Source organism: Streptomyces sp. NPDC024017, assembly GCF_040638895.1.
Taxonomy (GTDB): domain Bacteria; phylum Actinomycetota; class Actinomycetes; order Streptomycetales; family Streptomycetaceae; genus Streptomyces.
The window spans coordinates 63,751-86,052 of record NZ_JBEZYZ010000018.1 but is presented as its reverse complement, the minus strand read 5'-3'; the positions used below and the strand labels follow the sequence as shown (position 1 = coordinate 86,052).

Sequence of the window (22,302 nt, the reverse complement as noted above, 5' to 3'; positions counted from 1 at the left end):
TCGAATGAGGGGGCTTCCTCAGGTGAAGACGAGAAGGGTGACCGCCGGCGTTGCGTCGGTCCTGGCACTGTCGCTGGGTGCTGCCGCGTGCGGCGGCGGAGGTGACGACAACGACGGGGGAGGCAACGGCAAGAAGGACGCCGCGCTGAACTCGATCGTCAACGCGTCGGACAAGAAGGGAGGGACGGTCACGTACGAGCACTCGGACGTGCCGGACTCCCTCGACCCGGGCAACACGTACTACGGCTGGGTCCAGAACTTCTCCCGCCTCTACGGCCGGACGCTCACCACGTTCAAGCCGGCCGCGGGCAAGGAAGGCCTGGAGGTCGTGCCGGACCTCGCCGAGGGACTCGGCAAGTCCAGCCCGGACGCCAAGACCTGGACGTACAAGCTGCGTGCGGGTGTGAAGTTCCAGGACGGCACCCCGGTGACGTCCAAGGACGTGAAGTACGCCATCGAGCGCTCCAACTTCGCGCCCGAGGCGCTGTCCAACGGCCCGACGTACTTCAAGTCGTACCTGGTGGGCGGCGACAAGTACCAGGGCCCGTACAAGGACAAGTCCGCCGAGGGCATCAAGTCCATCGAGACGCCGGACGACCGGACGATCGTCTTCAAGCTGAAGCAGCCGTTCGCCGACTTCGACTACCTGGCGACGTTCTCGCAGACGGCGCCGGTGCCGAAGGCGAAGGACACCGGTGCGAAGTACGTGCAGGCCATCCAGTCCTCCGGCCCGTACCAGTTCCAGTCCTACGAGGAGGGCCGCAGCGCCACCCTCGTGCGCAACAAGCAGTGGGACGCCAAGACGGACCCGGTCCGCAAGGCCCTGCCGGACAAGATCACGATCAAGTTCAAGGTCAACCCGGTCACGGTCGACAACAACCTGCTCTCCGACAAGATCACGGCTGACGCGGCCGGCACGGGTGTGCAGCCGCAGACCCAGCCGAAGGTGCTGCGCGGCAAGTACGCCAACCAGACGGACAGCTCCTACGCGGGCGCCACGCAGTACATCGCGCTCAACGTGAACGTGAAGCCGTTCGACAACGCCGACTGCCGCAAGGCCGTCCAGTGGGGCCTCGACAAGCAGTCGGTGCTCGACGCCATGGGCGGTTCGCCCAAGGGCGACGTGGCGACCACGCTGCTGCCGCCGTCGGTGAACGGCTACACCAAGTTCGACACCTACGCGACCGAGGGTCACAAGGGTGACGTGGCCAAGGCCAAGGCGGCGCTGAAGGCGTGCGGCAAGCCGAACGGCTTCAACACGATCCTGACGGCCCGCTCCGACCGCCCCGCCGAGGTGGCGCAGGCGACGGCCGTCCAGGCGTCGCTGAAGAAGATCGGCATCAACATCGAGATCAAGCAGTTCCCCTCCGGCAAGTACTTCTCCAACTTCGCCGGTGTCCCGAGCTACGTCCACGACAACAAGCTCGGCATGCTCTCGATGGCGTGGGGTGCCGACTGGCCGACCGGCTACGGCTTCCTCGACCAGATCATCAACGGTGCCGCCATCAAGCCCTCGGGCGGCAACAACCTGATGGAGCTGGACGACCCGAAGATCAACAAGGCCCTGACGGACGCGATCGCCAACACCGACGACGCGGCCCGCACCAAGGCCTGGGGTGACATCGACAAGATGGTGCTCGACAACGCCTCGGTCGTCCCGGTCATCTACCGCAAGAACCTGCTGCTCCGGCCGACGTCCGCGAACAACGTCACGGTCACGCAGGCCTACCTCGGCATGTACGACTACCTGCTGATGAGTTCCGCGAAGTAACTCAGCAGGCCGGATCCTTTCGAAAGGCAGGTGAAGGCACCGGGTGGCCGCGGCGGACGATCCCGCCGCGGCCACCCGGGGCCGTACAGCTGTGGCTGCGTACATCCTCCGACGCGTCATGGGCGCGGTGCTGTTGCTGCTGGTGGTCAGCGCAGTCACCTTCGCCATCTTCTTCCTCGTTCCCCGCCTCGGGGGGCAGACGGCCGACCAGTTGGCCACCCAGTACGTCGGCAAGGACGCGAACCCCGCCTCCGTCGCCGCGATCAAGCAGAACCTGGGACTGGACCAGCCGGTCTACGTCCAGTACTGGGAGTTCATCAAGGGCCTCGTGGTGGGCGCCGACTACAAGTTCGGTCCCGACGCGACGCACTGCAGCGCACCCTGCTTCGGGTACTCCTTCAAGAGCCACATCGAGGTGTGGCCGCAGTTGGAGCAGCGGATCCCGGTCTCCTTCTCGCTTGCCATCGGTGCGGCGGTGATCTGGCTGATCTCCGGTGTGACGACCGGTGTCATCTCGGCCCTGCGCAAGGGCAAGCCGATCGACCGCGCCGCCATGTTCATCGCCCTCGCCGGCGTCTCCCTGCCGATCTTCTTCACCGGCCAGATCCTGCTCGCGCTCTTCGTCTACGAGATCCCCGTCTGGGAGAGCATCGACTACGTCCCGTTCACGGAGAACCCCGCCGAATGGGCCTGGCACCTGGTGCTGCCCTGGGTCAGCCTCGCGTTCCTCTTCTCCGCGCTCTACGCCCGGCTCACCCGGGCGGGCATGCTGGAGACGATGAGCGAGGACTACATCAGAACGGCCAGGGCCAAGGGTCTGAAGGAGACCACGGTCGTGGCCAAGCACGGCCTGCGCTCCGCGCTCACCCCGATCGTCACCATCTTCGGCATGGACTTCGGCACCCTGGTCGGCACCGCGGTGCTCACCGAGACGGTGTTCTCCCTCCAGGGCATCGGTGCCTACTCGGTCCAGGCCATCAAGGACAACGACCTGCCCATCGTGATGGGCGTGACCCTGGTCGCCGCGTTCTTCATCGTCTTCTGCAATCTGATCGTCGACCTGGTGTACGCCGCCATCGACCCCCGGGTGAGGTACTCGTGAGCAAGCTCGACAAAGCCGCGCTCGGCGAACCGGACACCACCGCCCCGTCCGCCCCGGACGACGTGTTCCTGTCCGTCCGTGATCTGCGCATCCACTTCGACACCGACGACGGCCTGGTCAAGTCCGTCGACGGCGTCAGCTTCGACGTGCGCAAGGGCAAGACCCTGGGCATCGTGGGCGAGTCCGGCTCCGGCAAGTCGGTCACCTCGCTCGGAGTGATGGGCTTGCACCGCTCGGCGCGCGCCAAGGTCTCCGGCGAGGTCTGGCTGGACGGCCAGGAGCTGATCGCGGCCGACCCCGACGACGTTCGGCGGCTGCGCGGCCGGAAGATGGCCATGATCTTCCAGGACCCGCTGTCGGCGATGCACCCCTACTACTCCGTGGGGCAGCAGATCGTCGAGGCGTACCGCGTCCACCACGACGTCAGCAAGAAGGCCGCCAGGCAGCGGGCGATCGAGATGCTCGACCGCGTCGGCATCCCCGAGCCCGCCAAGCGCGTCGACGGCTACCCGCACGAGTTCTCCGGCGGTATGCGCCAGCGCGCCATGATCGCCATGGCGCTGGTGAACAACCCCGAACTGCTCATCGCCGACGAGCCGACCACCGCCCTGGACGTCACCGTGCAGGCCCAGATCCTCGACCTCATCCACGATCTGCAGAAGGAGTTCGGCTCCGCGGTCATCATGATCACCCACGACCTCGGTGTGGTCGCCGAGATGGCCGACGACCTGCTGGTCATGTACGGCGGCCGGTGCGTGGAGCGCGGCCCCGCCGAGGACGTGTTCTCCGAGCCCCGCCACCCCTACACCTGGGGCCTGCTCGGCTCGATGCCGCGTCTGGACCGCGAGGAGACCGACCGGCTCATCCCGATCAAGGGCGCGCCGCCCTCCCTCATCAACCTCCCGTCCGGCTGCGCCTTCAACCCGCGCTGCCCGTATGCGGACATCCCGAAGGACAACGTCACCCGCACGGTCCGCCCCGAGCTGACCGAGGTCGGCGGCTCGCACTGGGCCGCCTGCCACATGACGCAGGAGCAGCGGGAGCGTATCTGGACCGAAGAGATTGCGCCGAAGCTGTGAGCGACGACAAAACGGTGAGCACACCGGACACGAGCGGGAGCACCCTCACCAAGGGCACCACCGCCGACGGCGATGTCCTGCTGAAGGTGACCGGCCTTCAGAAGCACTTCCCGATCCGCAAGGGCCTGCTGCAGCGGCAGACCGGCGCGGTGCGCGCCGTCGACGGCATCGACTTCGAGGTGCGCAGGGGCGAGACGCTCGGCGTCGTCGGCGAGTCGGGCTGCGGCAAGTCCACCATGGGGCGGCTGATCACCCGGCTGCTCGAACCGACCGGAGGCTCGGTCGAGTTCGAGGGCAAGGACATCACGCACCAGAAGCCCGGCGAGCTGCGCCCCATGCGCCGCGACGTGCAGATGATCTTCCAGGACCCGTACTCCTCGCTGAACCCCCGGCACACGATCGGCACGATCGTCGGCGCCCCCTTCCGGCTCCAGGGCGTCGAGCCCGAGGGTGGCGTGAAGAAGGAGGTCCAGCGGCTGCTGTCGGTGGTCGGCCTCAACCCCGAGCACTACAACCGCTATCCGCACGAGTTCTCCGGCGGCCAGCGCCAGCGCATCGGCATCGCCCGCGCGCTCGCGCTCAACCCCAAGCTCGTCGTGGCGGACGAGCCGGTCTCCGCGCTGGACGTGTCGATCCAGGCGCAGGTGGTGAACCTGCTGGACGACCTCCAGGAGGAGCTGGGCCTGACCTACGTGATCATCGCGCACGACCTGTCGGTCGTCCGGCACGTCTCGGACCGGATCGCGGTGATGTACCTCGGCAAGATCGTCGAGCTGGCCGACCGCGACAAGCTGTACAAGTCGCCGATGCACCCGTACTCCAAGGCCCTGCTGTCGGCCGTGCCGATACCGGATCCGAAGCGCCGGGGCGTCAAGAGCGAGCGCATCCTGCTCAAGGGCGACGTGCCCTCGCCGATCGCCCCGCCGAGCGGCTGCCGTTTCCACACCCGGTGCTGGAAGGCGACGGAGATGTGCAAGACGACCGAGCCGCCGCTGGTGGAGCTGCGGGCCGGGCAGCAGGTCGCCTGTCACCACCCGGAGAACTTCGAGGACCAGCAGCCGCAGGACACCAAGCTGCTCTCCTCGGCCCACGAGGCGGTCGCCGAGAAGAACGAGGCGAAGACCCCGGGGAGCGACGCCGCGCCTGTGGAGAAGTGAGTCCGCAGGGCCGCGACTGAACCCGCCCGAGCCCCCGTCCTCGTACCTCAGGGCGGGGGCTCACCCGTGGGTGAAAATGTTCGGGTGCTCCAGCAACTCTTCAGCCCGTCCGTCCAGCACACGCTCGACCTGATCGGCATCTTCGTCTTCGCGATCTCCGGCGCCCTGCTGGCCGTGCGCAAGAACTTCGACGTGTTCGGCATGGCCGTCCTCGCCGAGGTCACCGCACTGGGCGGCGGGCTCTTCCGTGACCTGGTCATCGGGGCCGTACCGCCCGCGGCCTTCACGGACCTGGGGTACTTCCTCACCCCGCTGCTCGCCACCCTCCTCGTCTTCTTCCTGCACCCCCAGGTGGAGCGCATCCAGGTCGCCGTGAACGTCTTCGACGCGGCCGGCCTCGGCCTGTTCTGTGTCGCCGGCACGACCAAGGCGTACGAGTACGGGCTCGGCCTGACCGCCTCCGCCGGTCTGGGGCTGACCACCGCCGTGGGCGGCGGTGTGCTGCGCGACGTGCTCGCCAACGAGGTGCCCTCGCTGCTGCGCTGGGACCGCGACCTGTACGCGGTCCCGGCGATCGTCGGCTCCGCCCTGGTCGCCCTGTGCATCCGCTACGACGCCCTGAACCCGCTCACCGGTGGTGTCGCGGTGATCACCGCCTTCGTACTGCGCCTGCTCGCGATGCGGTATCACTGGCGAGCTCCGCGGGCGTGGCACCGGCGGTCGACGGTGAGCGAGGAGGAGCAGCCCGTCCTGCCGTGACGGGACGGGCGCCCATCTCCTGGGTCAGCCAGCGGAACACCGGGACCACCTGCGGCCGCCACAGCGCCATGTTGTGGCCGCCCGCGCTCTTCGGGATGTACACGACGTGCACGGTCGTCGGGGCCTTCGCGGTCTGCTCCAGGGCCACGGCGGCCTCGTAGCCGTCGTGCGGCTGGCCGGAGAGGTACAGCGCGATCCGCGGCGGGACGGGCGCCCTGCGCAGCATCAGGTACGGGTTGTTCTCGGCGCGCAGCGTGGTGTTCTGCGCGGTGAGCGAGTCGCGTTCGCCGATCGGGTCGTTGTAGCCGGACAGGCTGACGGCGGCCCGGTAGCGGTCGGGGTGGGCGACGGCGAGCCGGGCCGCGCAGTGCGCCCCGGCCGAGTAGCCGGCGACGGCCCAGCCCCGCGGGGCGGACTGGGCGCGGAAGTTGTCCATGACCATATTCGGGACGTCGACGCTCAGCCAGGTGTCGGCGTCGACCGTGCCCGGGATGTTGGCGCATCCCGTGTCCACGCCGGCCAGCAGGTTGGTGCGGGGCGCGACCAAAATGTACGGGGCCACCCGGCCGTCGCGCATCAGCGGCTCCAGCTGCTCGTGCGCGTGCAGCGAGCCGAACCACGCCTTCGACGAGCCGGGGTAGCCGGGCAGCAGCTCCACGACCGGGAACCTGTGGTGCCGGTAGGCCGGTTCGCCGTACTGCGGCGGCAGCCAGACGTAGACTTCGGCGTTCACCCCCGACACCCGGCCCCTGAGCTGGGTCACCCGCACCCCGCCGGCCGCGCTCATGCCGGGTCCGGTGGCCGGCTCGAAGGTCTGCCGCACCTTGGGCAGCCGCTTGAGCGCGATGCCGCCGGTGCCGTCGGCGCCCAGGTCCGCCGCCTGCTGCACATGGTCGCCGGTGCCGAGCAGGTCGGCCCAGTTGTCGTACAGGTTGTTGGCGTTGTTGACCAGCGTGAAGACCAGGGCCACGGCCGTCCCCTGCGCGAACAGCAGCATCAGCGCCCGGGCCGCGGCACGCAGGACGCGGGGCCCGCCGATGCGCGACCAGAGGACCAGCGGCGCCACGAGGGCGACGACGGACAGTACGACCAGCGTGCAGAGGAACGGTGTCCCGGTGAGGCTCATGCCCCTGCAGAGGACGGAAAAGGCCCGAGGGTTCACGGACGAGTTCGGACACTTACCGAGAAATTGCCCCTGTCTCACCCGGGCGTGACCCGGGTCGCGAACACAAAGCTACCGCTTAGTAGCTAGTTCTTGTACTGTTCAGCCATGCCAGAAGCAGCCACCGCCCCGGCCGCCCGGGCCACGATCGGCGACAGCGAGTTCGACCGCGACACCGCGCTCACCCGCCGCGCGCCCGGCGTCTACGACATCGACCTCTCCGCAGGCTGGACGATCATCAGTGCCGTCAACGGCGGCTACCTGCTGGCCGTCCTGGGTCGCGCCCTCGCGGACGCCCTGCCGCACGCCGACCCCTTCACGATCTCGGCGCACTACCTGACCGCGTCCCAGCCCGGCCCGGCGGTCGTGCGCACGGACGTCGTCCGCACCGGCCGCACCCTGTCGACCGGCCAGGCCTCCCTCTTCCAGTACGACGACGAGGGCCGCGAGGTGGAACGCATCCGCGTCCTCGCCTCCTACGGCGACCTGGACGCCCTGCCCGACGACGTCCGTACGACGGCCCGGCCGCCCGCGATCCCGCCGCTGGAGCACTGCTTCGGCCCGGAGGACGGGCCCGCCCCCGTCGACGGCAGCTCGGCCATCGCCGACCGCCTGATGCTCAAGCTCGACCCGTCGACCCTGGGCTGGGCTCTCGGACAGCCCTCCGGCAAGGGCGAGATGCGGGCCTGGTTCGGCCTCGCGGACGGGCGCGACCCCGACCCGCTCTCCCTGCTGCTCGCGGTGGACGCGCTGCCGCCCACCGCCTTCGAGATCGGGCTGAAGGGGTGGGTGCCGACCGTCGAGCTGACCGTGCACGTCCGCTGCCGCCCGGCGCCGGGGCCGCTGCGGGTGTCGATCACCACGCGCAACCTCGCCGGCGGCTTCCTGGAGGAGGACGCCGAGGTGTGGGACAGCGCGGACCGGCTGGTCGCGCAGTCCCGGCAGCTGGCGCGGGTCCGGCTGGGCTGAACTTCGCCTCGTTGACAGGCAGGTCACAGGGCGGCCCCAAGGGAGGCCTAAGCGGCGTTGGTTGAGTACTCGCCTCAGGACTCCCTCATCTTCCCTGGAGCTGTCTCTCATGAAGCGTGTGCGTCTCCTCCCCGCCGTGGCCCTGCTGGCGCTCTCGCCCCTGGCCCTGGTGGCCTGCGGGTCGGGTGACTCCTCGTCGTCCTCGAACAGTGGCGGTGGTTCCGGGCAGCAGGCCTGCCAGGCACCGTCGGGGGCGGCTTCGGGCGCTCCGTCCGGTGCTCCTTCCGGCGCACCCTCGGGGGCCCCGTCGGGCGCCCCGTCGGGCGCCGCCTCCGCGGGTGACAAGCCGACGGGCGTGCCGTCCGGAGCTCCCTCGGGGATGCCCAGCGGCGCGCCCGGAGGCGGGCAGGGAGGCCCCGGCGGCGGCCAGGGCGGCGGCTGCGGCGGCCCCGGTGGCGGCGGCCAGGCCGCGGGCGGGCAGGGGCAGGGGCAGCAATCTCAGCAGTCGCAGAAGGAGCAGTAGGCGCAGTAGACGCAGGAAGGCCGACCCCGGGCCCCCGGGGCACGGCAGGGGCGGCGCGTCCGGCGAACGGGCGCGCCGCCCCGGTGTGTTGTCCGAGGGTGTCAATCCAGCCAGTGGTGCCGGCCAAGGCCGATCAGCCGCATCTGGCGGGTCGCCAGCTGTGCGACGTGCCGGGTCCGGTCGGGGCGCTCCTCCTCCGGCCCCTCCAGGGCCTCCAGGAACAGCGACGCCGTGCTCAGCATCTGGTCGACGTAGAGATGCGCGAGCATCAGCAGGTCGTCCTCGCTCCAGCCGCGGGAGACCGGATCCTTGGCCAGTTCGTCCTTGACCTCCTGGGCGAACCGGGCCAGTTGCTCCCGTATCGCCTCCCGGACCGGCTGAACTCCGCCATGTCGTTCACGGGCGATGAACCGGACATGTGCGGGGTACCCGTCGACGTGACGGGCGATCAGCTCGATGGTGCGCGTGACGCGTTCCTCGCGGTCGCCCGTCGTGGACACCGTCGTCCGGATCATCGGGTGCAGGCTGCCCAGCGCCTCCTCGACCAGGGCCACGCCCAGATCCGCCGTGGAGCGGAAGTGGCGGTAGAAGGCGGTCGGGGCGACGCCGACGGCACGGGTGACCTCACGCAGTCCCAGGCTGCTCAGGCTCTGTTCCTCCAGCAGCCCCAGGGCCGCGTCCAGGAGTGCCTGCCGGGTCTTCTGCTTCTGGGCCTGCCGGATGCCGAGGGTGTGACTCATACCATGCAGTTAACAACTGTTCTCTGGAATTGAAAAGTCATGAGAGGCGTTAGACTGGGAAGTCAGTGAACAACTGTAACTACAACCGTTCACCGAAACCCTGGGGGTTGATTCCCGTGCTGTTCATCGTCGCCGCACTCCTGCTGCTGGGTGTCGTCCTGGGCACCGTCGCCCACGCGCCGCTCAGCTTCTCCCTCGCGGTCGGTGCCGTCATCGCCGTCTGGCTCGGCATCTTCGCGCTCCGCGAGCGCGGCCGTCGCCGCCACACGCAGGCCCACTGACATCGACCACCACCCCTTCGATCCGCAACCGGGAGTCGATCATCATGCAGCTCACCGCTCCGGCCTCGCGCCGCACCGGCATCCGTGACACCGACGGCATGGCCGTCGCGTCCTTCATCCTCGGCCTGCTCGGCCTGCTCGTGCTCAACCTCTTCCTCGGCCCCATCGCCATCGTGCTGGCGAGCGTCGCCCTGTGGCGCGGCACCGAGCGCCGCGGCCGCGCGCTGCTGGGCCTGGGCCTGGGCGTCGCCGACCTGCTGGTCCTCGCGGCCTTCATGGAGTTCGACAGCACCATCTCGTGGAGCTTCTGAGCCGCCGTCGGACAACCGTCCGCCGGTACGCCGCGGCCGGGCCCGGGGACGACGGGCCGTCGCCGCGCCGGACAGCGCCGCACGTTCGGCCAGCCTTGATCTGAGGCCGGTCGAAGGGGAGCCGTAGAATCGGGCTCACCATGGCTTACCTCGACCACGCCGCGACCACCCCGATGCTTCCGGAGGCGGCAGAGGCGCTCACCGCCCAGCTGGGTGCCACCGGCAACGCGTCCTCCCTCCACGCATCCGGCAGGCAGGCCCGCCGCACCGTCGAGGAGGCCCGCGAGACCCTCGCCGAAGCCCTCGGCGCCCGCCCCAGCGAGGTCGTCTTCACCTCGGGCGGCACGGAGGCCGACAACCTCGCCGTCAAGGGCCTTTACTGGTCACGCCGCGACGCCGACCCGGCCCGCACCCGCGTCCTCGCCAGCCCCGTCGAACACCACGCGGTCCTCGACGCCGTGCACTGGCTCGGCGAACACGAGGGCGCCACCATCGAGTACCTGCCGGTCGACTCCCACGGCCGCGTCCACCCGGACGCCCTGCGCGAGGCGATCGCCCGCAACCCCGACGACGTGGCCCTCGCCACCGTCATGTGGGCGAACAACGAGATCGGGACGATCCTGCCGGTCCGTGAACTCGCCGACGCGGCAGCCGAGTTCGGGGTCCCGCTGCATTCGGACGCCGTCCAGGCCTTCGGCCAGATCCCCGTGGACTTCGGCGCCTCCGGCCTCGCCGCGATGACCGTCTCGGGCCACAAGATCGGCGGCCCCTACGGCATCGGCGCGCTGATCCTCGGCCGTGAGCACACCCCCGTACCGGTCCTGCACGGCGGTGGCCAGGAGCGCCATGTGCGCTCCGGCACCCTCGACGTGCCCGCCGTAGCCTCCTTCGCCGTCGCCGGGCGGCTGGCCGCCGAACAACGCGAGTGGTTCGCCCGCGAGATCGGCGCCCTGCGCGACGCCCTCGTCACCGCGGTCCGTTCGGCCGTGCCGGACGCGATCCTCGGCGGCGACCCGGACCCGGAGGGGCGCCTTCCGGCCAACGCGCACTTCACCTTCCCCGGCTGCGAGGGCGACTCCCTGCTGCTCCTGCTCGACGCCCAGGGCATCGAGTGCTCCACCGGCTCCGCCTGCACCGCCGGCGTCGCCCAGCCCAGCCATGTCCTCCTGGCCACCGGCACCGACCCCGACCTGGCCCGCGGCACCCTGCGCTTCTCCCTCGGCCACACCTCCACCGAGGCCGACGTCGAGGCCCTGGCGAAGGCCATCGGCCCGGCGGTGGAACGGGCGAGGGCGGCGGGCCTGACGTAGCACCGCCCGACGGGAACCCCGGCGGCGGTCGGGAACGCGGGAACGGGACCGTACGGTCAGGCCGGTGTCGTGCGCGCCCGACGTATCAGGCGCATGTACTTCTCCCAGTCCCAGTGCCGCCCCGGGTCGGTGTGGTCCGTGCCCGGGACCTCCACGTGGCCGATGATGTGCTCGCGGTCGACGGGTATGTCGTAGCGGGCGCAGATCCGGGCCGTGAGACGGGCCGAGGCCTCGTACATCTCGTCCGTGAGGTCCTGCGGGCGGTCCACGAAGCCCTCGTGCTCGATGCCGACACTGCGCTCGTTGTAGTCGCGGTTGCCCGCGTGGTACGCCACGTCCAGCTCGCGGATCATCTGCGTGACATGCCCGTCCCGGCGGACGATGTAGTGCGCGGCCGCCTTGTGCCCCGGGTCCTGGAAGGCCTTCACCGCGCTGTGGAAGCTGCCCTGCGTGACGTGGACGACGACCATGTCTATGCCGTAGTCGTCGGGGCGGTCCGCGCGCCGCCAGTTCGCGTCCGACGCCGCCACCCAGCGCGCGCCCGTGTAGTCGACCTCGCCCTCCTTGCGCGGCTTCTCGACGCCCGGCGCACGCCACCACAGCCGCGCCAGCTCGTCCCGGGCCAGTACGGCGGAGCCCGCCGCGGCGACCGTGCCGCCGATCAGCAGCGCGCGGCGGCCGACCTTCCGGTCGCCGTCCTTCGAAGCCTTCCGCTCTCCCATGTGATCGTCAACGGATACCCGGCGGCCCTGGTTCCCGCGCCCCCGTACCCTGGAAGGGTTATGACTGAAACCCCGCAGCGCCCCCGCCCCCTCCGCGTCCTGGCCGCCATGTCCGGCGGAGTCGACTCCGCCGTCGCCGCCGCCCGCGCCGCCGAAGCGGGCCACGACGTGACCGGCGTCCACCTCGCGCTCTCCGCCAACCCCCAATCCTTCCGGACGGGCGCGCGGGGCTGCTGCACCATCGAGGACTCGCGCGACGCCCGCCGCGCCGCGGACGTCATCGGCATCCCGTTCTACGTGTGGGACCTCGCCGACCGCTTCCGCGAGGACGTCGTCGAGGACTTCGTCGCCGAGTACGAGGCCGGCCGCACCCCCAACCCCTGCCTGCGCTGCAACGAGAAGATCAAGTTCGCCGCGCTCCTCGACAAGGCGCTCGCGCTGGGCTTCGACGCGGTCTGCACCGGCCACTACGCCCAGGTGATCGTGCGCGAGGACGGCACTCGCGAGCTGCACCGCGCCTCCGACATGGCCAAGGACCAGTCGTACGTCCTCGGCGTGCTCGACGACCGGCAGCTCGCCCACGCCATGTTCCCGCTCGGCGACACCGTCACCACCAAGGACGAGATCCGCGCCGAGGCCGAGCGCAGGGGCCTGGCCGTGGCCAAGAAGCCCGACTCGCACGACATCTGCTTCATCGCCGACGGCGACACCCAGGGCTTCCTGGCGGACCGGCTCGGCAGGTCCGAGGGCGACATCGTCGACGAGACCGGAGCGAAGCTCGGCACGCACGAGGGCGCGTACGGCTTCACCATCGGCCAGCGCAAGGGCCTACGCATCGGCACCCCGGCGCCCGACGGCAAGCCGCGCTACGTCCTCGACATCTCGCCGGTGGACAACACGGTGACCGTCGGCCCGGCCTCCGCCCTGGACGTCAGCGCCCTCACCGCCATCAAGCCCCGCTGGTGCGGCGCAGCCCCCACCGGCCCCGGCACCTACACGGCCCAGCTGCGCGCCCACGGCGGCGAGACCGAGGTGAGCGCCGAGGTCGTCGACGGCTCCCTGGAGGTCACCTTCACCGAGCCCGTCCGCGGCGTCGCCCCCGGCCAGGCGATCGTGCTGTACGACGGCACGCGCGTGGTGGGCTCGGCGACCATCGCGTCGACGACCCGGGCGACGGCGGGCGTGGCCTGATCCCGCAGCGGGACCCGGGGACGGGCTCCACACGCGCGTGCCCCCGTGCCGCCCGCCTCAGTCCCGGCTGAAGAAGTCCGTCAGCACCGGGGCCAGCACGTTCGGCTCGACCATGTGCGTCTGCCCCTGGAGCGTGCGGTACGTGCCCTCGGGGACCGAGTCCGCGATGGCCCGGGCCGCCTCGCGCAGCCAGGCCGGGCTCGCGTCACCCGCGACCGCCAGGACGGGGACGCCGACCGAGCCCAGCCGCTCACGCGGGACCCGGCCGTCGCGCATGACGGCGTCGTCGTAGGCGAGGCTGGAGGCCATCGCCTCCATGGCGGCCCACATGGGGGACTGGCGGGCGCCCTGGATCACCCCCTCGGCCAGGCCCGTCAGCCGCAGGAACAGCTCGACCGCGTCTCCGCGCCGCCCCTCGCCGAGCGCCTCCGTCAGCCGCTCGGTGTACTCAGCACGCTCCTTGGCGCCCTCCTCGGACATCGCGAACGGCGTCTCGTAGACCGCCACGCGCCGCACCGGCAGTCCGCTCGCCACCGCCTCCAGCGCCAGAGCGCCGCCCGAGGAGATGCCGTACAGGAGCGCCTCGCCGCCCACCGCCTCGATCACCGCGGCCAGGTCCTCGACCTCACGCTCCACGGCGTACGGCGCGGTGTCCGCGCTGGCGCCGCGGCCCCGACGGTCGTACACCACGGCCTGGAAACGCTCCGAGAGCGACACGGCCAGCGGCGCCAGGGTGCCGCCCGTCGACATCGCGCCGCTCACCAGAACCACCGCGGGGCCGCGTCCGGTGCTCTCGTAGGCGATGCGGGTGCCGTCGCGCGAAAGGATCTTCTTGTCCATGCCCATGCAGACTGCCGCACGGCGCGGTATTCATCGGTGAGGCGGGCGGCGCGTCAGCCGATCAGAACACTTCCACCTCGTAGAAGCACAGGTGGTCCTTGATCTCGGCGACGTCCGGCTTGGGGTCCGGATACGCCCAGACGAGGTCGGGCGCGTCCGGCAGCGACCAGTAGGAGGCGGTGCCCTTGAACGGGCAGTACGTCTGGGCGTCGGACGGCGTCAGCAGGTCCAGGCGCACGTCCTCGGGCGGGATGTAGTACCGCTCGGGACAGCCCGTCTCGCGCAGGACCAGCGACCTGTCGCTCTCCGCCAGCACCTGCCCTCCGTGCACCACGCGCACGTGCCCGCCGCTCCGCTCGATGGTGATGCGATGCCCTGTGGTCACGATCGCCCCTCCTTGGGTAGCCGACTCCTCCGGTACAGCGCAGGCTGAAGCGGAGTTCTTCCCCCGCAGCAGGAGGCCACCATGCGCGCCACGGAACCGGCCGGAAACCGCTCCCGCCTGCTCCACCAGGTCCGGTACGCCCTGCGCCACCCGGAGCGCGTGCCCGCGCACGCCCGGCGCGCGGTGCGGGACGCCTGGCTACGGCTGCGCCACCCCGACCACATCGCGTACTACCGGGCCGTCATGGCCTCGGACGCGGCCCGCAGCACCGAGGCGGCGGTGGGGCACAACCCCTCGCGCGAGCAGTGGGCGCGGATCGGCCGCATGCAGTTCGACTACCTGGTGGGCCACGGACTCCAGCCGCACCACCGGATGCTGGAGATCGGCTGCGGCAACCTGCGCGCCGGGCGGCTGTTCATCGACCACCTCGACACCGGGCACTACTACGGCATCGACATCTCGCCGCACATCCTGCTCGCCGCGCAGGACACCCTGGTGGCCGAGAAGCTCCAGCCCAAACTGCCCTACCTGGCACTCGCCGACGACCTCACCTTCGCCTTCCTGCCGGACGCGCACTTCGACGTCGTGCACGCGCACAGCGTCTTCTCGCACTCGCCGCTGCACGTCATCGAGGAGTGCTTCGCCCACGTCGGCCGGATCCTCGCGCCCGGCGGGTTCTTCGACTTCACCTTCGACCGCACCGAGGGCGAGGAGCACCAGGTCCTGCACGAGGACTTCTACTACCGGACGCAGACCCTCACCGACCTCGCCGCGCGGCACGGCCTGTCCGCCCGGTTCATGGACGACTGGGAGCGCCTGCCTCACCGGCAGTCCAAAATGCGGGTCACCGCCGCGGTGGACCGGGCCCGTACGGTGGGTTCATGAACATCTGTGTCTTCCTGTCCGCCGCCGACCTCGACGAGCGCTACACCCGCCCCGCGCGGGAGTTCGCGAAACTGCTGGGCAAGGGCGGTCACACGCTCGTGTGGGGCGGCTCCGACGTCGGCCTCATGAAGGTGGTCGCCGACGGGGTGCAGGAGGCGGGCGGCCGGCTGGCCGGCGTCTCCGTGCAGTTCCTCGCGGCCAAGGCCCGCCCGGGCGTCGACGAGATGGTCGTCGCCAAGGACCTCGCCGAGCGCAAGAAGCTGCTCCTGGAGAGGGCCGACGCAGTGGTGATCATGGTCGGCGGCACGGGCACGCTCGACGAGGCGACCGAGATCCTGGAGCTGAAGAAGCACGGGCACACCGACAAGCCGGTGGTCCTGCTCAACACCGCGGGCTTCTACGACGGCCTGAAGGAGCAGTTCCGCCGCATGGACGCCGAGGGCTTCCTGCCCCGGCCGCTCACCGACCTGGTGTTCTTCGCCGAGGAGCCGGTGGGGGCGCTGGCGTACCTGGAGGAGAGCCGGGGCATCGAGTGACACGGCCCTGATGCGAGCATGGCGGCATGGCTACTCATGTGATCACCGGAGCCGGCTCCGGCATCGGCGCGGCCGTGGCCCGCCGCCTGCACGCGCGCGGGGACGACCTCGTGCTGCACGCGCGCGACGCGGGCCGCGCGAAGGAGCTGGCGGCCGAGTTCCCCGGGGCGAAGACCCTGGTCGGCGACCTCGCCGACCCCGACAAGCTCTCCTGGGCCTTCTCCCACCAGTCGCTGCCGGACCGGGTGGACTCGCTGCTGCACATCGCCGGCGTCGTCGACCTGGGCCCGGTCGGCGAGCTCACCCCGAAGGCCTGGCGCCACCAGCTCAACGTCAACCTGGTCGCCCCCGCTGAGCTGACCCGCCACTTCCTGCCCCAACTGCGCGCCGCCCGCGGCCACGTGCTCTTCGTCAACTCCGGCGCGGGCCTCAACGCCCACGCCGACTGGTCCGCGTACGCCGCCTCCAAGCACGGCCTGAAGGCCCTCGCCGACTCCCTGCGCCACGAGGAGCACGGGCACGGAGTCCGCGTCACCTCGGTCTACCCCGGCCGCACGGCCAGCCCCATGCAGGCCAAGGTCCACCAGCAGGAGGGCAAGGAGTACGACGCCTCGCGCTGGATCGACCCGGAGTCGGTCGCCACGACGATCGTCATGGCCCTGGACCTGCCGCGGGACGCGGAGGTCAACGACCTGACGGTGCGCCCGGGGAGCTGACCCCGGTGAAGCCCCTGCGTAGGCTTCTCCGGTGAGCGAAAACAGCCAGTTCAGGTTCGGCACGGCCACCGGCGTGGGATCCATGCCGGGCGGCGACGCCCGTGAGGCCGCCAAGACCGTCACCGGCACCTTCGAGGACTTCCCCTTCCTGCCCGAACTGCCCGCCCGGGGGCCCGGCGCGGACATGATCGGACGGACCGCCGGCATGCTCGTCGAGCTGTACGCGCGCGTGGAGCCCAGCGGGTGGCGGCTCGGGGACCGGCCGGGGCGCGACACCAAGCGGGCCCGCTCCTGGCTCGGCGAGGACCTCGACGCACTGGAGGAGTTCACGCAGGAGTACGAGGGGCCGCTGAAGGTCCAGGCCGTCGGCCCCTGGACCCTCGCGGCCAACCTGGAGCTGCGGGGCGGCGAGGTGGCCCTCTCCGACCCGGGGGCCTGCCGTGACCTCGCCGCCTCCCTCGCCGAGGGCCTGCGTCTGCATCTCGCCGAGGTGCAGCGGCGGATCCCCGGCGCGCAGCTCGTCCTCCAGCTCGACGAGCCCTCCCTCACCGCCGTCCTGCGCGGCCAGGTGAAGAGCGCCAGCGGCTACCGCACCCACCGGGCCGTCGACCGGCAGCTCGTCGAGCAGACGCTGCGCGACCTCGTCGGGGTGCACACGGCCGGCCCCGTCGTGGTCCACTCCTGCGCCCCGGACGTGCCGTTCGCCCTGCTGCGCCGGGCCGGCGCGGCCGCCGTCTCCTTCGACTTCTCCCTACTCACCGAGCGTGACGACGAGACGATCGGGGAGGCCGTGGAGGGCGGGACCCGGCTCTTCACCGGTGTCGTCCCGGGCACGGAGGGCCCATTGTCAGACCCTGCCGGTAGCGTCATGGGTGTCAGGACGCTGTGGCGCAGGCTGGGGCTGTCACCGGGGCTTCTCGCGGAGGCGGTCACCGTCACTCCGGCGTGCGGACTCGCGGGGGCCTCCCCGGGGTACGCGCGCACGGCTCTCGCCCACTGCGCCCGGGCGGCGAGATCCCTCGCGGACAACCCAGAGTAACGGGAGGACGACACGGTGGCCGGCGACAAGCAAGCGGAGACGACGACGGTGCCCGCAGAGGCACGGGAGAAGCACGCGCGCCTCGCGGAGCAGATCGAGGAGCACCGCTTCCGCTACTACGTGAACGACGCTCCCGTCGTCAGCGACGCGGAGTTCGACCAGCTGCTGCGTTCCCTGGAGGCGTTGGAGGAGGAGTACCCGGAGCTGCGCACGCCGGACTCGCCGACCCAGAAGGTCTCCGGGTCCTACGAGACGGAGTTCACGGCGGTCGCGCACCGCCAGCGGATGCTCTCCCTCGACAACACGTTCAACGACGAGGAGATGGCCGCCTGGACGGAGCGCATCGCCAGGGAACTGGGCGAGCAGGAGTACCACTTCCTGTGCGAGCTGAAGGTCGACGGCCTCGCCGTGAACCTCACCTACGAGCACGGCCGCCTCACGCGCGCCGCCACCCGCGGTGACGGCCGCACCGGCGAGGACATCACGCCGAACGTGCGCACGATCGCGGAGATCCCCGACCGCCTCAAGGGCGACTCCGTCCCCGACCTCGTGGAGATCCGCGGCGAGGTCTACTTCCCGATGGAGAAGTTCCAGGAGCTCAACGCCCGCCTCGTCGAGGCCGGCGACAAACCGTTCGCCAACCCGCGCAACGCGGCGGCCGGTTCACTGCGCCAGAAGGACCCGCGCGTCACCGCCACCCGCCCCCTGCACATGGTGGTCCACGGCATCGGTGCCCTGGAGGGCTTCTCCGGCCTGACCCGCCTCTCCCAGGCCTACGACCTGCTCAAGACCTGGGGCCTGCCCACCTCCGGGCACAACAGGGTGGTCGACGGCCTGGAAGGCGTACGGGAGTTCATCGCCTACTTCGGTGAGAACCGCCACTCCGTGGAGCACGAGATCGACGGCGTGGTCGTCAAGCTCGACCAGATCCCCCTCCAGGGCCGCCTCGGCTCCACCTCGCGCGCCCCGCGCTGGGCGATCGCCTACAAGTACGCGCCGGAGGAGGTGAACACCAAGCTCGTCAACATCCGCGTGGGCGTGGGCCGCACGGGCCGCGTCACCCCGTACGCCCAGGTCGAACCGGTCACGGTCGCGGGCTCCGAGGTCGAGTTCGCCACGCTGCACAACCAGGACGTGGTCAAGGCCAAGGGCGTCCTCATCGGTGACACGGTCGTGCTGCGCAAGGCCGGTGACGTCATCCCGGAGATCCTCGGCCCCGTCGCCGACCTGCGCGACGGCAGCGAGCGCGAGTTCGTCATGCCGGCCGAGTGCCCCGAGTGCGGCACGGCGCTGCGGCCGATGAAGGAGGGCGACGTCGACCTACGCTGCCCGAACGCCCGCACCTGCCCGGCCCAGTTGCGCGAGCGGCTGTTCTACCTCGCGGGCCGCAAGGCCCTGGACATCGAGCACTTCGGCTACGTCGCCGCGGCCGCCCTCACCGCCCCGCTGGAGCCGAAGACGCCGCCGCTGGTCGACGAGGGCGACCTGTTCGACCTCACCATCGAGCAGCTGCTGCCCATCAAGGCCTACGTCCTCGACCCGGACAGCGGGCTGCCCAAGCGCGACCCGAAGACGGGCGAGGAGAAGGTCGCCACGATCTTCGCCAACCAGGAGGGCAACCCCCGCAAGAACGCGGTCGCCATGCTGGAGAACATCGCGGCGGCCAAGGAGCGCCCGCTCGCCCGCGTCATCACCAGCCTGTCGATCCGTCACGTCGGACCCGTCGCGGCCGAGGCGCTGGCCCGCGAGTTCCGCTCGATCGAGCGCATCGACCAGGCCACGGAGGAGGAGCTGGCGGTCACCGAGGGCGTCGGCCCGACCATCGCCGCCTCCCTCAAGCAGTGGTTCGCCGAGGACTGGCACCGCGACATCATCCGCAAGTGGAAGGCCGCCGGCGTCCGCATGGAGGCCGAGAGCACCGGCGAGGACGAGGGGCCGCGCCCCCTCGAAGGTCTCACCGTCGTCGTCACCGGCACCCTCGAACACTTCACCCGGGACGGCGCCAAGGAGGCGCTGCAGAGCCGCGGAGCGAAGGTGACCGGCTCGGTTTCGAAGAAGACGTCGTTCGTCGTGGTGGGTGACAGTCCCGGGTCGAAGTACGACAAGGCGATGCAGCTGAAGGTTCCGGTCCTGAACGAGGAGGGATTCGGCGTCCTGCTGGAGCAGGGACCGGACGCGGCGGCCGAAGTCGCTCTTTCGGCCGAGGAGTAGCGGTTGAAGGCCACCCGTTCGGCGCATACCAGATGCATACGGGTGGCCGGGGCGCATTCGGGCAACCGTCGGCGACCGCCGCCCGTGGAAGCCTTCTGCCGCCTACTGTTGAGATGTGCGCCTGCCGTGCCCAGCTGCGGTCGGGGCATCTTCGTGCTCGCACAGAGCGCGGGGAAGGGTTTTCCAACGCGGGCCGCCCAAGGATTGTCGGGCACCGGGCCGCGGGGCGTGGGCACCGCCGGCTGTGAGAGGGACGGGAATGGAACCGACCGAGAGCGCCGTGCCGGGCTCACGGCTGCACCTGCGCCGCATGGCGGTCGCATGGCGTGCAGTCCGTGGGGCCGTACGGCCGGCGGGGCGTCCGGGTACGGAGGTGCGCGCCGTCGGACAGTACACCCCGGACGGGCGTGGCAGCGGGGGGCGCGCCGCGGACGGCCCCGGAGCACAGCAGATCACCGAACACACGCCCGGACTGACCGACGCGGACGGTGAACGGCACCACTCCTGGCCCGCGCTGCCCGCGGCCGTCGTCGCGGCGGCCGGGTTCGTCCTGGGCGCCGGTTTCTACCGCGGCTTCACCGGCGGTCACGCGCTCTTCCCGGCCGGCACGGCCGGCTGGGCGCTGGCCGTGCTCACCGGCATCATCGTCGGCCACCTCGTCATGCTGGGCCGCTCCCGCTGGTGGGGCGGCACCGGCTCGGGCGCCGCCCTCACCCTCGCCGTGCTGCTGCTCTACGGCTGGGTTCCGGCCGGCATGGTCAGCCTCACGGTCGTCGTGCTGGTCGGGATAGCCCGCCGCAACCGCTGGCGCCAAGGCGTGCTGCACGGCGCGGTCGACCTCCTCGGCATCGGCGCCGGCGCGCTCGTGCTGGGCGTCTTCGGAACCGTGCCGTCGGTCGAGTCCCCGGCGGAACCCGCCGCCTGGACGCTCGCCACCGCACCCCAGGTGGCCCTGGTCGCCGTCGCCTACCTGATGGTCACCCGCGTCCTGCTCTGGTACCTGCACGCCCCGCGCCCCGGACTGCCCACCGTCGCCCGCACCGCCCTGGTCAGACAGGGCCTGGTCGCGGTCGCGCTGCTGGGGATCGCGCCGCTGGTCTGCGTGGTCGCCGTGGCCAAGCCGATCCTGCTGCCGCTGTTCTCCATCCCCCTGATCGCCCTGGACTCCACGCTGTGGATAGCCCGGGCCCGGGCTGAGGAGCAGCTGCGCGATCCGTTGACCGGGCTGCCCAACCGGCAGTGGCTGCTGGAGCGCATCTGGACCGCGCTGGACGACGCGGAGCGGATCGACGCCCGCGCCGCCCTGATGCTGATCGACCTCGACCGGTTCCGTTCGGTCAACGACACGCTCGGTCATCTCGCCGGTGACCGGCTGCTGCTGCAGATCGCCGACCGGCTGCGGGTGGCGCTGCCGCGCGGGGCCGAGGCCGCCCGGCTAGGCGGGGACGAATTCGCCGTCTTACTCCCGGTCGCCGACTCCACGACCTCCGCGACCCGGGTCGCCCGCAACCTCGTCGCCGCCCTCAGCTCCCCCCTCGACCTCGACGGCCTCACCCTCGTCCTGGAGGCCAGCGCCGGAGTCGCCGTCTTCCCCGACCACGCCCTCGACGCCGAAGGTCTGCTGCGGCGGGCGGACGTGGCGATGTACCAGGCGAAGCGGGACCGCACCGGCGTCGAGGTCTACGAGTCCAAGCGCGACTCCAACACCCCCGACCGCCTCGCCCTGCTGGGCGATCTGCGCCGCGCCCTCGACGCGCACGAGGTGCATCTGCACTACCAGCCCAAGGTCCGCTTCGACGGGCAGGTCGCGGGCCTGGAGGCCCTGGTCCGCTGGGTGCACCCCGAGCGGGGCAAGGTGCCGCCGGACGAGTTCATAGCGATCGCCGAGTCCTCGGGCCTGATGCCCCACCTCACCGAGTACGTGCTGGAGACGGCGCTCGGCCAGGTCGCGCGCTGGCGGGAGCAGGGCCTGTTCGTCCCGGTAGCGGTGAACGTCTCCCCGCGCGATGTGCACACCCCCGGCTTCGCCGGCTCCGTCGCCGCCCGGCTGGCCCGGCACGGCGTCCCGGCGGGAGCGCTCCAACTGGAGATCACGGAGCACGTCCTCCTGGAGGACCCGCAGCGCGCCGCCGACACCCTCAACCAGCTCACCGCGCACGGCGTGAAGATGTCCCTGGACGACTTCGGCACGGGCTACTCCTCGCTCGTGCACCTGCGCCGGCTCCCGGTGAGCGAGCTGAAGATCGACCGTTCGTTCGTGGCCCGGCTCGCGGTCGACACCGAGGACGCCGAGATCGTGCGCTGCACGGTCGACCTCGCCCATTCCCTCGGCCTGCTCGTCGTCGCTGAAGGGGTCGAGGATGACGAGACCTGGGAACGCCTGCGCGACCTCGGCTGCGACGCCGTGCAGGGGTGGCTCGTGGCGGCGGCGATGCCTCCGGAGGAGACCACGGCGTGGCTGCGGGCACGGGGTCCCCGGGGGTGGCAGCGGCCGCGCGCCGCGCTGCCCGCGGCGACGGCCGACGAGTGACCCTCCCACCCGCCGCTCCGCTCACCCGGCCGTGCGGTTCGGACGAGGAGTGAGCCTCTCCCGCCCGGGGCCGCCCGGCACTC

At 71.1% G+C, this 22,302-nt stretch carries 22 protein-coding genes; 17 read left to right on the top strand and 5 right to left on the bottom strand.

What is annotated here, in order from left to right; all coding sequences use genetic code 11:
- Positions 1–4 precede the first annotated feature (4 nt).
- From AB0G20_RS36065 to AB0G20_RS36045, 5 genes are all read left to right on the top strand, one after another.
- The gene (locus AB0G20_RS36065) at positions 5–1,771 is read left to right on the top strand and encodes an ABC transporter substrate-binding protein (protein WP_361310136.1); all 1,767 of its coding nucleotides are present in this window, start codon (positions 5–7) and stop codon (positions 1,769–1,771) included.
- Positions 1,772–1,862: 91 nt separating this feature from the next.
- Positions 1,863–2,873: an ABC transporter permease gene (locus tag AB0G20_RS36060; RefSeq protein ID WP_361310134.1), complete on the top strand. Its 1,011-nt coding sequence runs from the start codon at positions 1,863–1,865 to the stop codon at positions 2,871–2,873.
- On the top strand, positions 2,870–3,952 hold the full coding sequence (locus tag AB0G20_RS36055) for an ABC transporter ATP-binding protein (RefSeq protein ID WP_361310132.1): 1,083 nt from the start codon (positions 2,870–2,872) through the stop codon (positions 3,950–3,952). Before AB0G20_RS36060 ends, AB0G20_RS36055 begins: the two co-directional genes overlap by 4 nt.
- Positions 3,949–5,109, top strand: a complete 1,161-nt coding sequence (locus AB0G20_RS36050) for a dipeptide ABC transporter ATP-binding protein (RefSeq protein ID WP_361310130.1) — start codon at positions 3,949–3,951, stop codon at positions 5,107–5,109. Before AB0G20_RS36055 ends, AB0G20_RS36050 begins: the two co-directional genes overlap by 4 nt.
- Before the next feature lie 84 nt (positions 5,110–5,193).
- Entirely contained in the window at positions 5,194–5,868 is a 675-nt protein-coding gene (locus AB0G20_RS36045; protein WP_361310128.1) for a trimeric intracellular cation channel family protein, read from the top strand.
- Here the strand turns inward: AB0G20_RS36045 and AB0G20_RS36040 are convergent.
- Positions 5,759–6,994, bottom strand: a complete 1,236-nt coding sequence (locus AB0G20_RS36040) for an alpha/beta hydrolase-fold protein (protein WP_361310126.1) — start codon at positions 6,992–6,994, stop codon at positions 5,759–5,761. The two genes, AB0G20_RS36045 and AB0G20_RS36040, sit on opposite strands and share 110 nt — an antisense overlap.
- Before the next feature lie 144 nt (positions 6,995–7,138).
- On the opposite strand from AB0G20_RS36040, the gene AB0G20_RS36035 reads away from it, so the two are divergent.
- Both AB0G20_RS36035 and AB0G20_RS36030 read left to right on the top strand, forming a co-directional pair.
- Complete coding sequence (locus tag AB0G20_RS36035; protein WP_361310124.1) at positions 7,139–7,999, top strand: thioesterase family protein; 861 nt, start codon at positions 7,139–7,141, stop codon at positions 7,997–7,999.
- Positions 8,000–8,108: 109 nt separating this feature from the next.
- Entirely contained in the window at positions 8,109–8,522 is a 414-nt protein-coding gene (locus AB0G20_RS36030; RefSeq protein ID WP_361310122.1) for a hypothetical protein, read from the top strand.
- 101 nt (positions 8,523–8,623) lie between these two features.
- Here AB0G20_RS36030 and AB0G20_RS36025 read toward each other — a convergent pair whose 3' ends face one another.
- Positions 8,624–9,262 carry a TetR family transcriptional regulator gene (locus tag AB0G20_RS36025; protein WP_361310119.1) on the bottom strand — a complete coding sequence of 213 codons (639 nt, stop codon included), beginning with the start codon at positions 9,260–9,262 and terminating at the stop codon, positions 8,624–8,626.
- A gap of 65 nt (positions 9,263–9,327) precedes the next feature.
- On the opposite strand from AB0G20_RS36025, the gene AB0G20_RS36020 reads away from it, so the two are divergent.
- The 3 genes from AB0G20_RS36020 (at position 9,328) to AB0G20_RS36010 (ending at position 11,164) form a co-directional block, all read left to right on the top strand.
- The gene (locus tag AB0G20_RS36020; RefSeq protein WP_361310212.1) at positions 9,328–9,543 is read left to right on the top strand and encodes a hypothetical protein; all 216 of its coding nucleotides are present in this window, start codon (positions 9,328–9,330) and stop codon (positions 9,541–9,543) included.
- A gap of 44 nt (positions 9,544–9,587) precedes the next feature.
- On the top strand, positions 9,588–9,854 hold the full coding sequence (locus tag AB0G20_RS36015) for a hypothetical protein (RefSeq protein WP_031103607.1): 267 nt from the start codon (positions 9,588–9,590) through the stop codon (positions 9,852–9,854).
- 140 nt (positions 9,855–9,994) lie between these two features.
- Complete coding sequence (locus AB0G20_RS36010) at positions 9,995–11,164, top strand: cysteine desulfurase family protein (RefSeq protein WP_361310116.1); 1,170 nt, start codon at positions 9,995–9,997, stop codon at positions 11,162–11,164.
- Between the two features lie 56 nt (positions 11,165–11,220).
- On the opposite strand, the gene AB0G20_RS36005 is transcribed toward AB0G20_RS36010, so the two are convergent.
- Positions 11,221–11,886, bottom strand: coding sequence for a peptidoglycan recognition family protein (locus AB0G20_RS36005; RefSeq protein ID WP_361310114.1), 666 nt, complete (start codon positions 11,884–11,886; stop codon positions 11,221–11,223).
- 60 nt (positions 11,887–11,946) lie between these two features.
- Here AB0G20_RS36005 and mnmA point away from each other — a divergent pair, with 60 nt between their 5' ends.
- Complete coding sequence (mnmA, locus tag AB0G20_RS36000; protein ID WP_361310112.1) at positions 11,947–13,077, top strand: tRNA 2-thiouridine(34) synthase MnmA; 1,131 nt, start codon at positions 11,947–11,949, stop codon at positions 13,075–13,077.
- Between the two features lie 57 nt (positions 13,078–13,134).
- Here mnmA and AB0G20_RS35995 read toward each other — a convergent pair whose 3' ends face one another.
- Together AB0G20_RS35995 and AB0G20_RS35990 are read right to left on the bottom strand one after the other, a co-directional pair.
- Positions 13,135–13,917 carry an alpha/beta hydrolase gene (locus AB0G20_RS35995; RefSeq protein WP_361310110.1) on the bottom strand — a complete coding sequence of 261 codons (783 nt, stop codon included), beginning with the start codon at positions 13,915–13,917 and terminating at the stop codon, positions 13,135–13,137.
- A gap of 61 nt (positions 13,918–13,978) precedes the next feature.
- Positions 13,979–14,302 (bottom strand): DUF427 domain-containing protein, encoded by a 324-nt coding sequence (locus AB0G20_RS35990; protein WP_361310107.1) that lies wholly within the window; start codon positions 14,300–14,302, stop codon positions 13,979–13,981.
- 81 nt (positions 14,303–14,383) lie between these two features.
- On the opposite strand from AB0G20_RS35990, the gene AB0G20_RS35985 reads away from it, so the two are divergent.
- From AB0G20_RS35985 to AB0G20_RS35960, 6 genes are all read left to right on the top strand, one after another.
- Positions 14,384–15,187, top strand: a complete 804-nt coding sequence (locus tag AB0G20_RS35985) for a class I SAM-dependent methyltransferase (RefSeq protein WP_361310105.1) — start codon at positions 14,384–14,386, stop codon at positions 15,185–15,187.
- Positions 15,184–15,723, top strand: a complete 540-nt coding sequence (locus AB0G20_RS35980) for a TIGR00730 family Rossman fold protein (protein ID WP_107459433.1) — start codon at positions 15,184–15,186, stop codon at positions 15,721–15,723. The genes AB0G20_RS35985 and AB0G20_RS35980 overlap by 4 nt, the downstream gene beginning before the upstream one ends.
- 26 nt (positions 15,724–15,749) lie before the next feature.
- Positions 15,750–16,439: an SDR family oxidoreductase gene (locus tag AB0G20_RS35975; protein WP_361310103.1), complete on the top strand. Its 690-nt coding sequence runs from the start codon at positions 15,750–15,752 to the stop codon at positions 16,437–16,439.
- 31 nt (positions 16,440–16,470) lie between these two features.
- A complete protein-coding gene (locus tag AB0G20_RS35970) occupies positions 16,471–17,478 on the top strand; it encodes a methionine synthase (RefSeq protein ID WP_361310101.1) in 1,008 nt (335 codons plus the stop codon).
- A 15-nt stretch (positions 17,479–17,493) separates the two neighbouring features.
- Entirely contained in the window at positions 17,494–19,689 is a 2,196-nt protein-coding gene (gene ligA, locus AB0G20_RS35965) for an NAD-dependent DNA ligase LigA (protein WP_361310099.1), read from the top strand.
- Between the two features lie 259 nt (positions 19,690–19,948).
- On the top strand, positions 19,949–22,219 hold the full coding sequence (locus AB0G20_RS35960) for a bifunctional diguanylate cyclase/phosphodiesterase (RefSeq protein WP_361310097.1): 2,271 nt from the start codon (positions 19,949–19,951) through the stop codon (positions 22,217–22,219).
- The last annotated feature ends 83 nt before the right edge of the window (positions 22,220–22,302 follow it).

What these genes read in the sequence shown, in the direction of transcription:
- AB0G20_RS36025 (WP_361310119.1), bottom strand. Translation starts at nt 9,262, where the DNA reads ATGAGTCACACCCTCGGCATCCGGCAGGCCCAGAAGCAGAAGACCCGG.
- AB0G20_RS35960 (WP_361310097.1), top strand. Translation starts at nt 19,949, where the DNA reads ATGGAACCGACCGAGAGCGCCGTGCCGGGCTCACGGCTGCACCTGCGC.
- AB0G20_RS35985 (WP_361310105.1), top strand. Translation starts at nt 14,384, where the DNA reads ATGCGCGCCACGGAACCGGCCGGAAACCGCTCCCGCCTGCTCCACCAG.
- AB0G20_RS36015 (WP_031103607.1), top strand. Translation starts at nt 9,588, where the DNA reads ATGCAGCTCACCGCTCCGGCCTCGCGCCGCACCGGCATCCGTGACACC.
- AB0G20_RS35975 (WP_361310103.1), top strand. Translation starts at nt 15,750, where the DNA reads ATGGCTACTCATGTGATCACCGGAGCCGGCTCCGGCATCGGCGCGGCC.
- AB0G20_RS36010 (WP_361310116.1), top strand. Translation starts at nt 9,995, where the DNA reads ATGGCTTACCTCGACCACGCCGCGACCACCCCGATGCTTCCGGAGGCG.
- AB0G20_RS36040 (WP_361310126.1), bottom strand. Translation starts at nt 6,994, where the DNA reads ATGAGCCTCACCGGGACACCGTTCCTCTGCACGCTGGTCGTACTGTCC.
- AB0G20_RS36065 (WP_361310136.1), top strand. Translation starts at nt 5, where the DNA reads ATGAGGGGGCTTCCTCAGGTGAAGACGAGAAGGGTGACCGCCGGCGTT.
- AB0G20_RS35980 (WP_107459433.1), top strand. Translation starts at nt 15,184, where the DNA reads ATGAACATCTGTGTCTTCCTGTCCGCCGCCGACCTCGACGAGCGCTAC.
- mnmA (WP_361310112.1), top strand. Translation starts at nt 11,947, where the DNA reads ATGACTGAAACCCCGCAGCGCCCCCGCCCCCTCCGCGTCCTGGCCGCC.
- AB0G20_RS36035 (WP_361310124.1), top strand. Translation starts at nt 7,139, where the DNA reads ATGCCAGAAGCAGCCACCGCCCCGGCCGCCCGGGCCACGATCGGCGAC.
- AB0G20_RS35995 (WP_361310110.1), bottom strand. Translation starts at nt 13,917, where the DNA reads ATGGACAAGAAGATCCTTTCGCGCGACGGCACCCGCATCGCCTACGAG.
- AB0G20_RS36030 (WP_361310122.1), top strand. Translation starts at nt 8,109, where the DNA reads ATGAAGCGTGTGCGTCTCCTCCCCGCCGTGGCCCTGCTGGCGCTCTCG.
- AB0G20_RS36005 (WP_361310114.1), bottom strand. Translation starts at nt 11,886, where the DNA reads ATGGGAGAGCGGAAGGCTTCGAAGGACGGCGACCGGAAGGTCGGCCGC.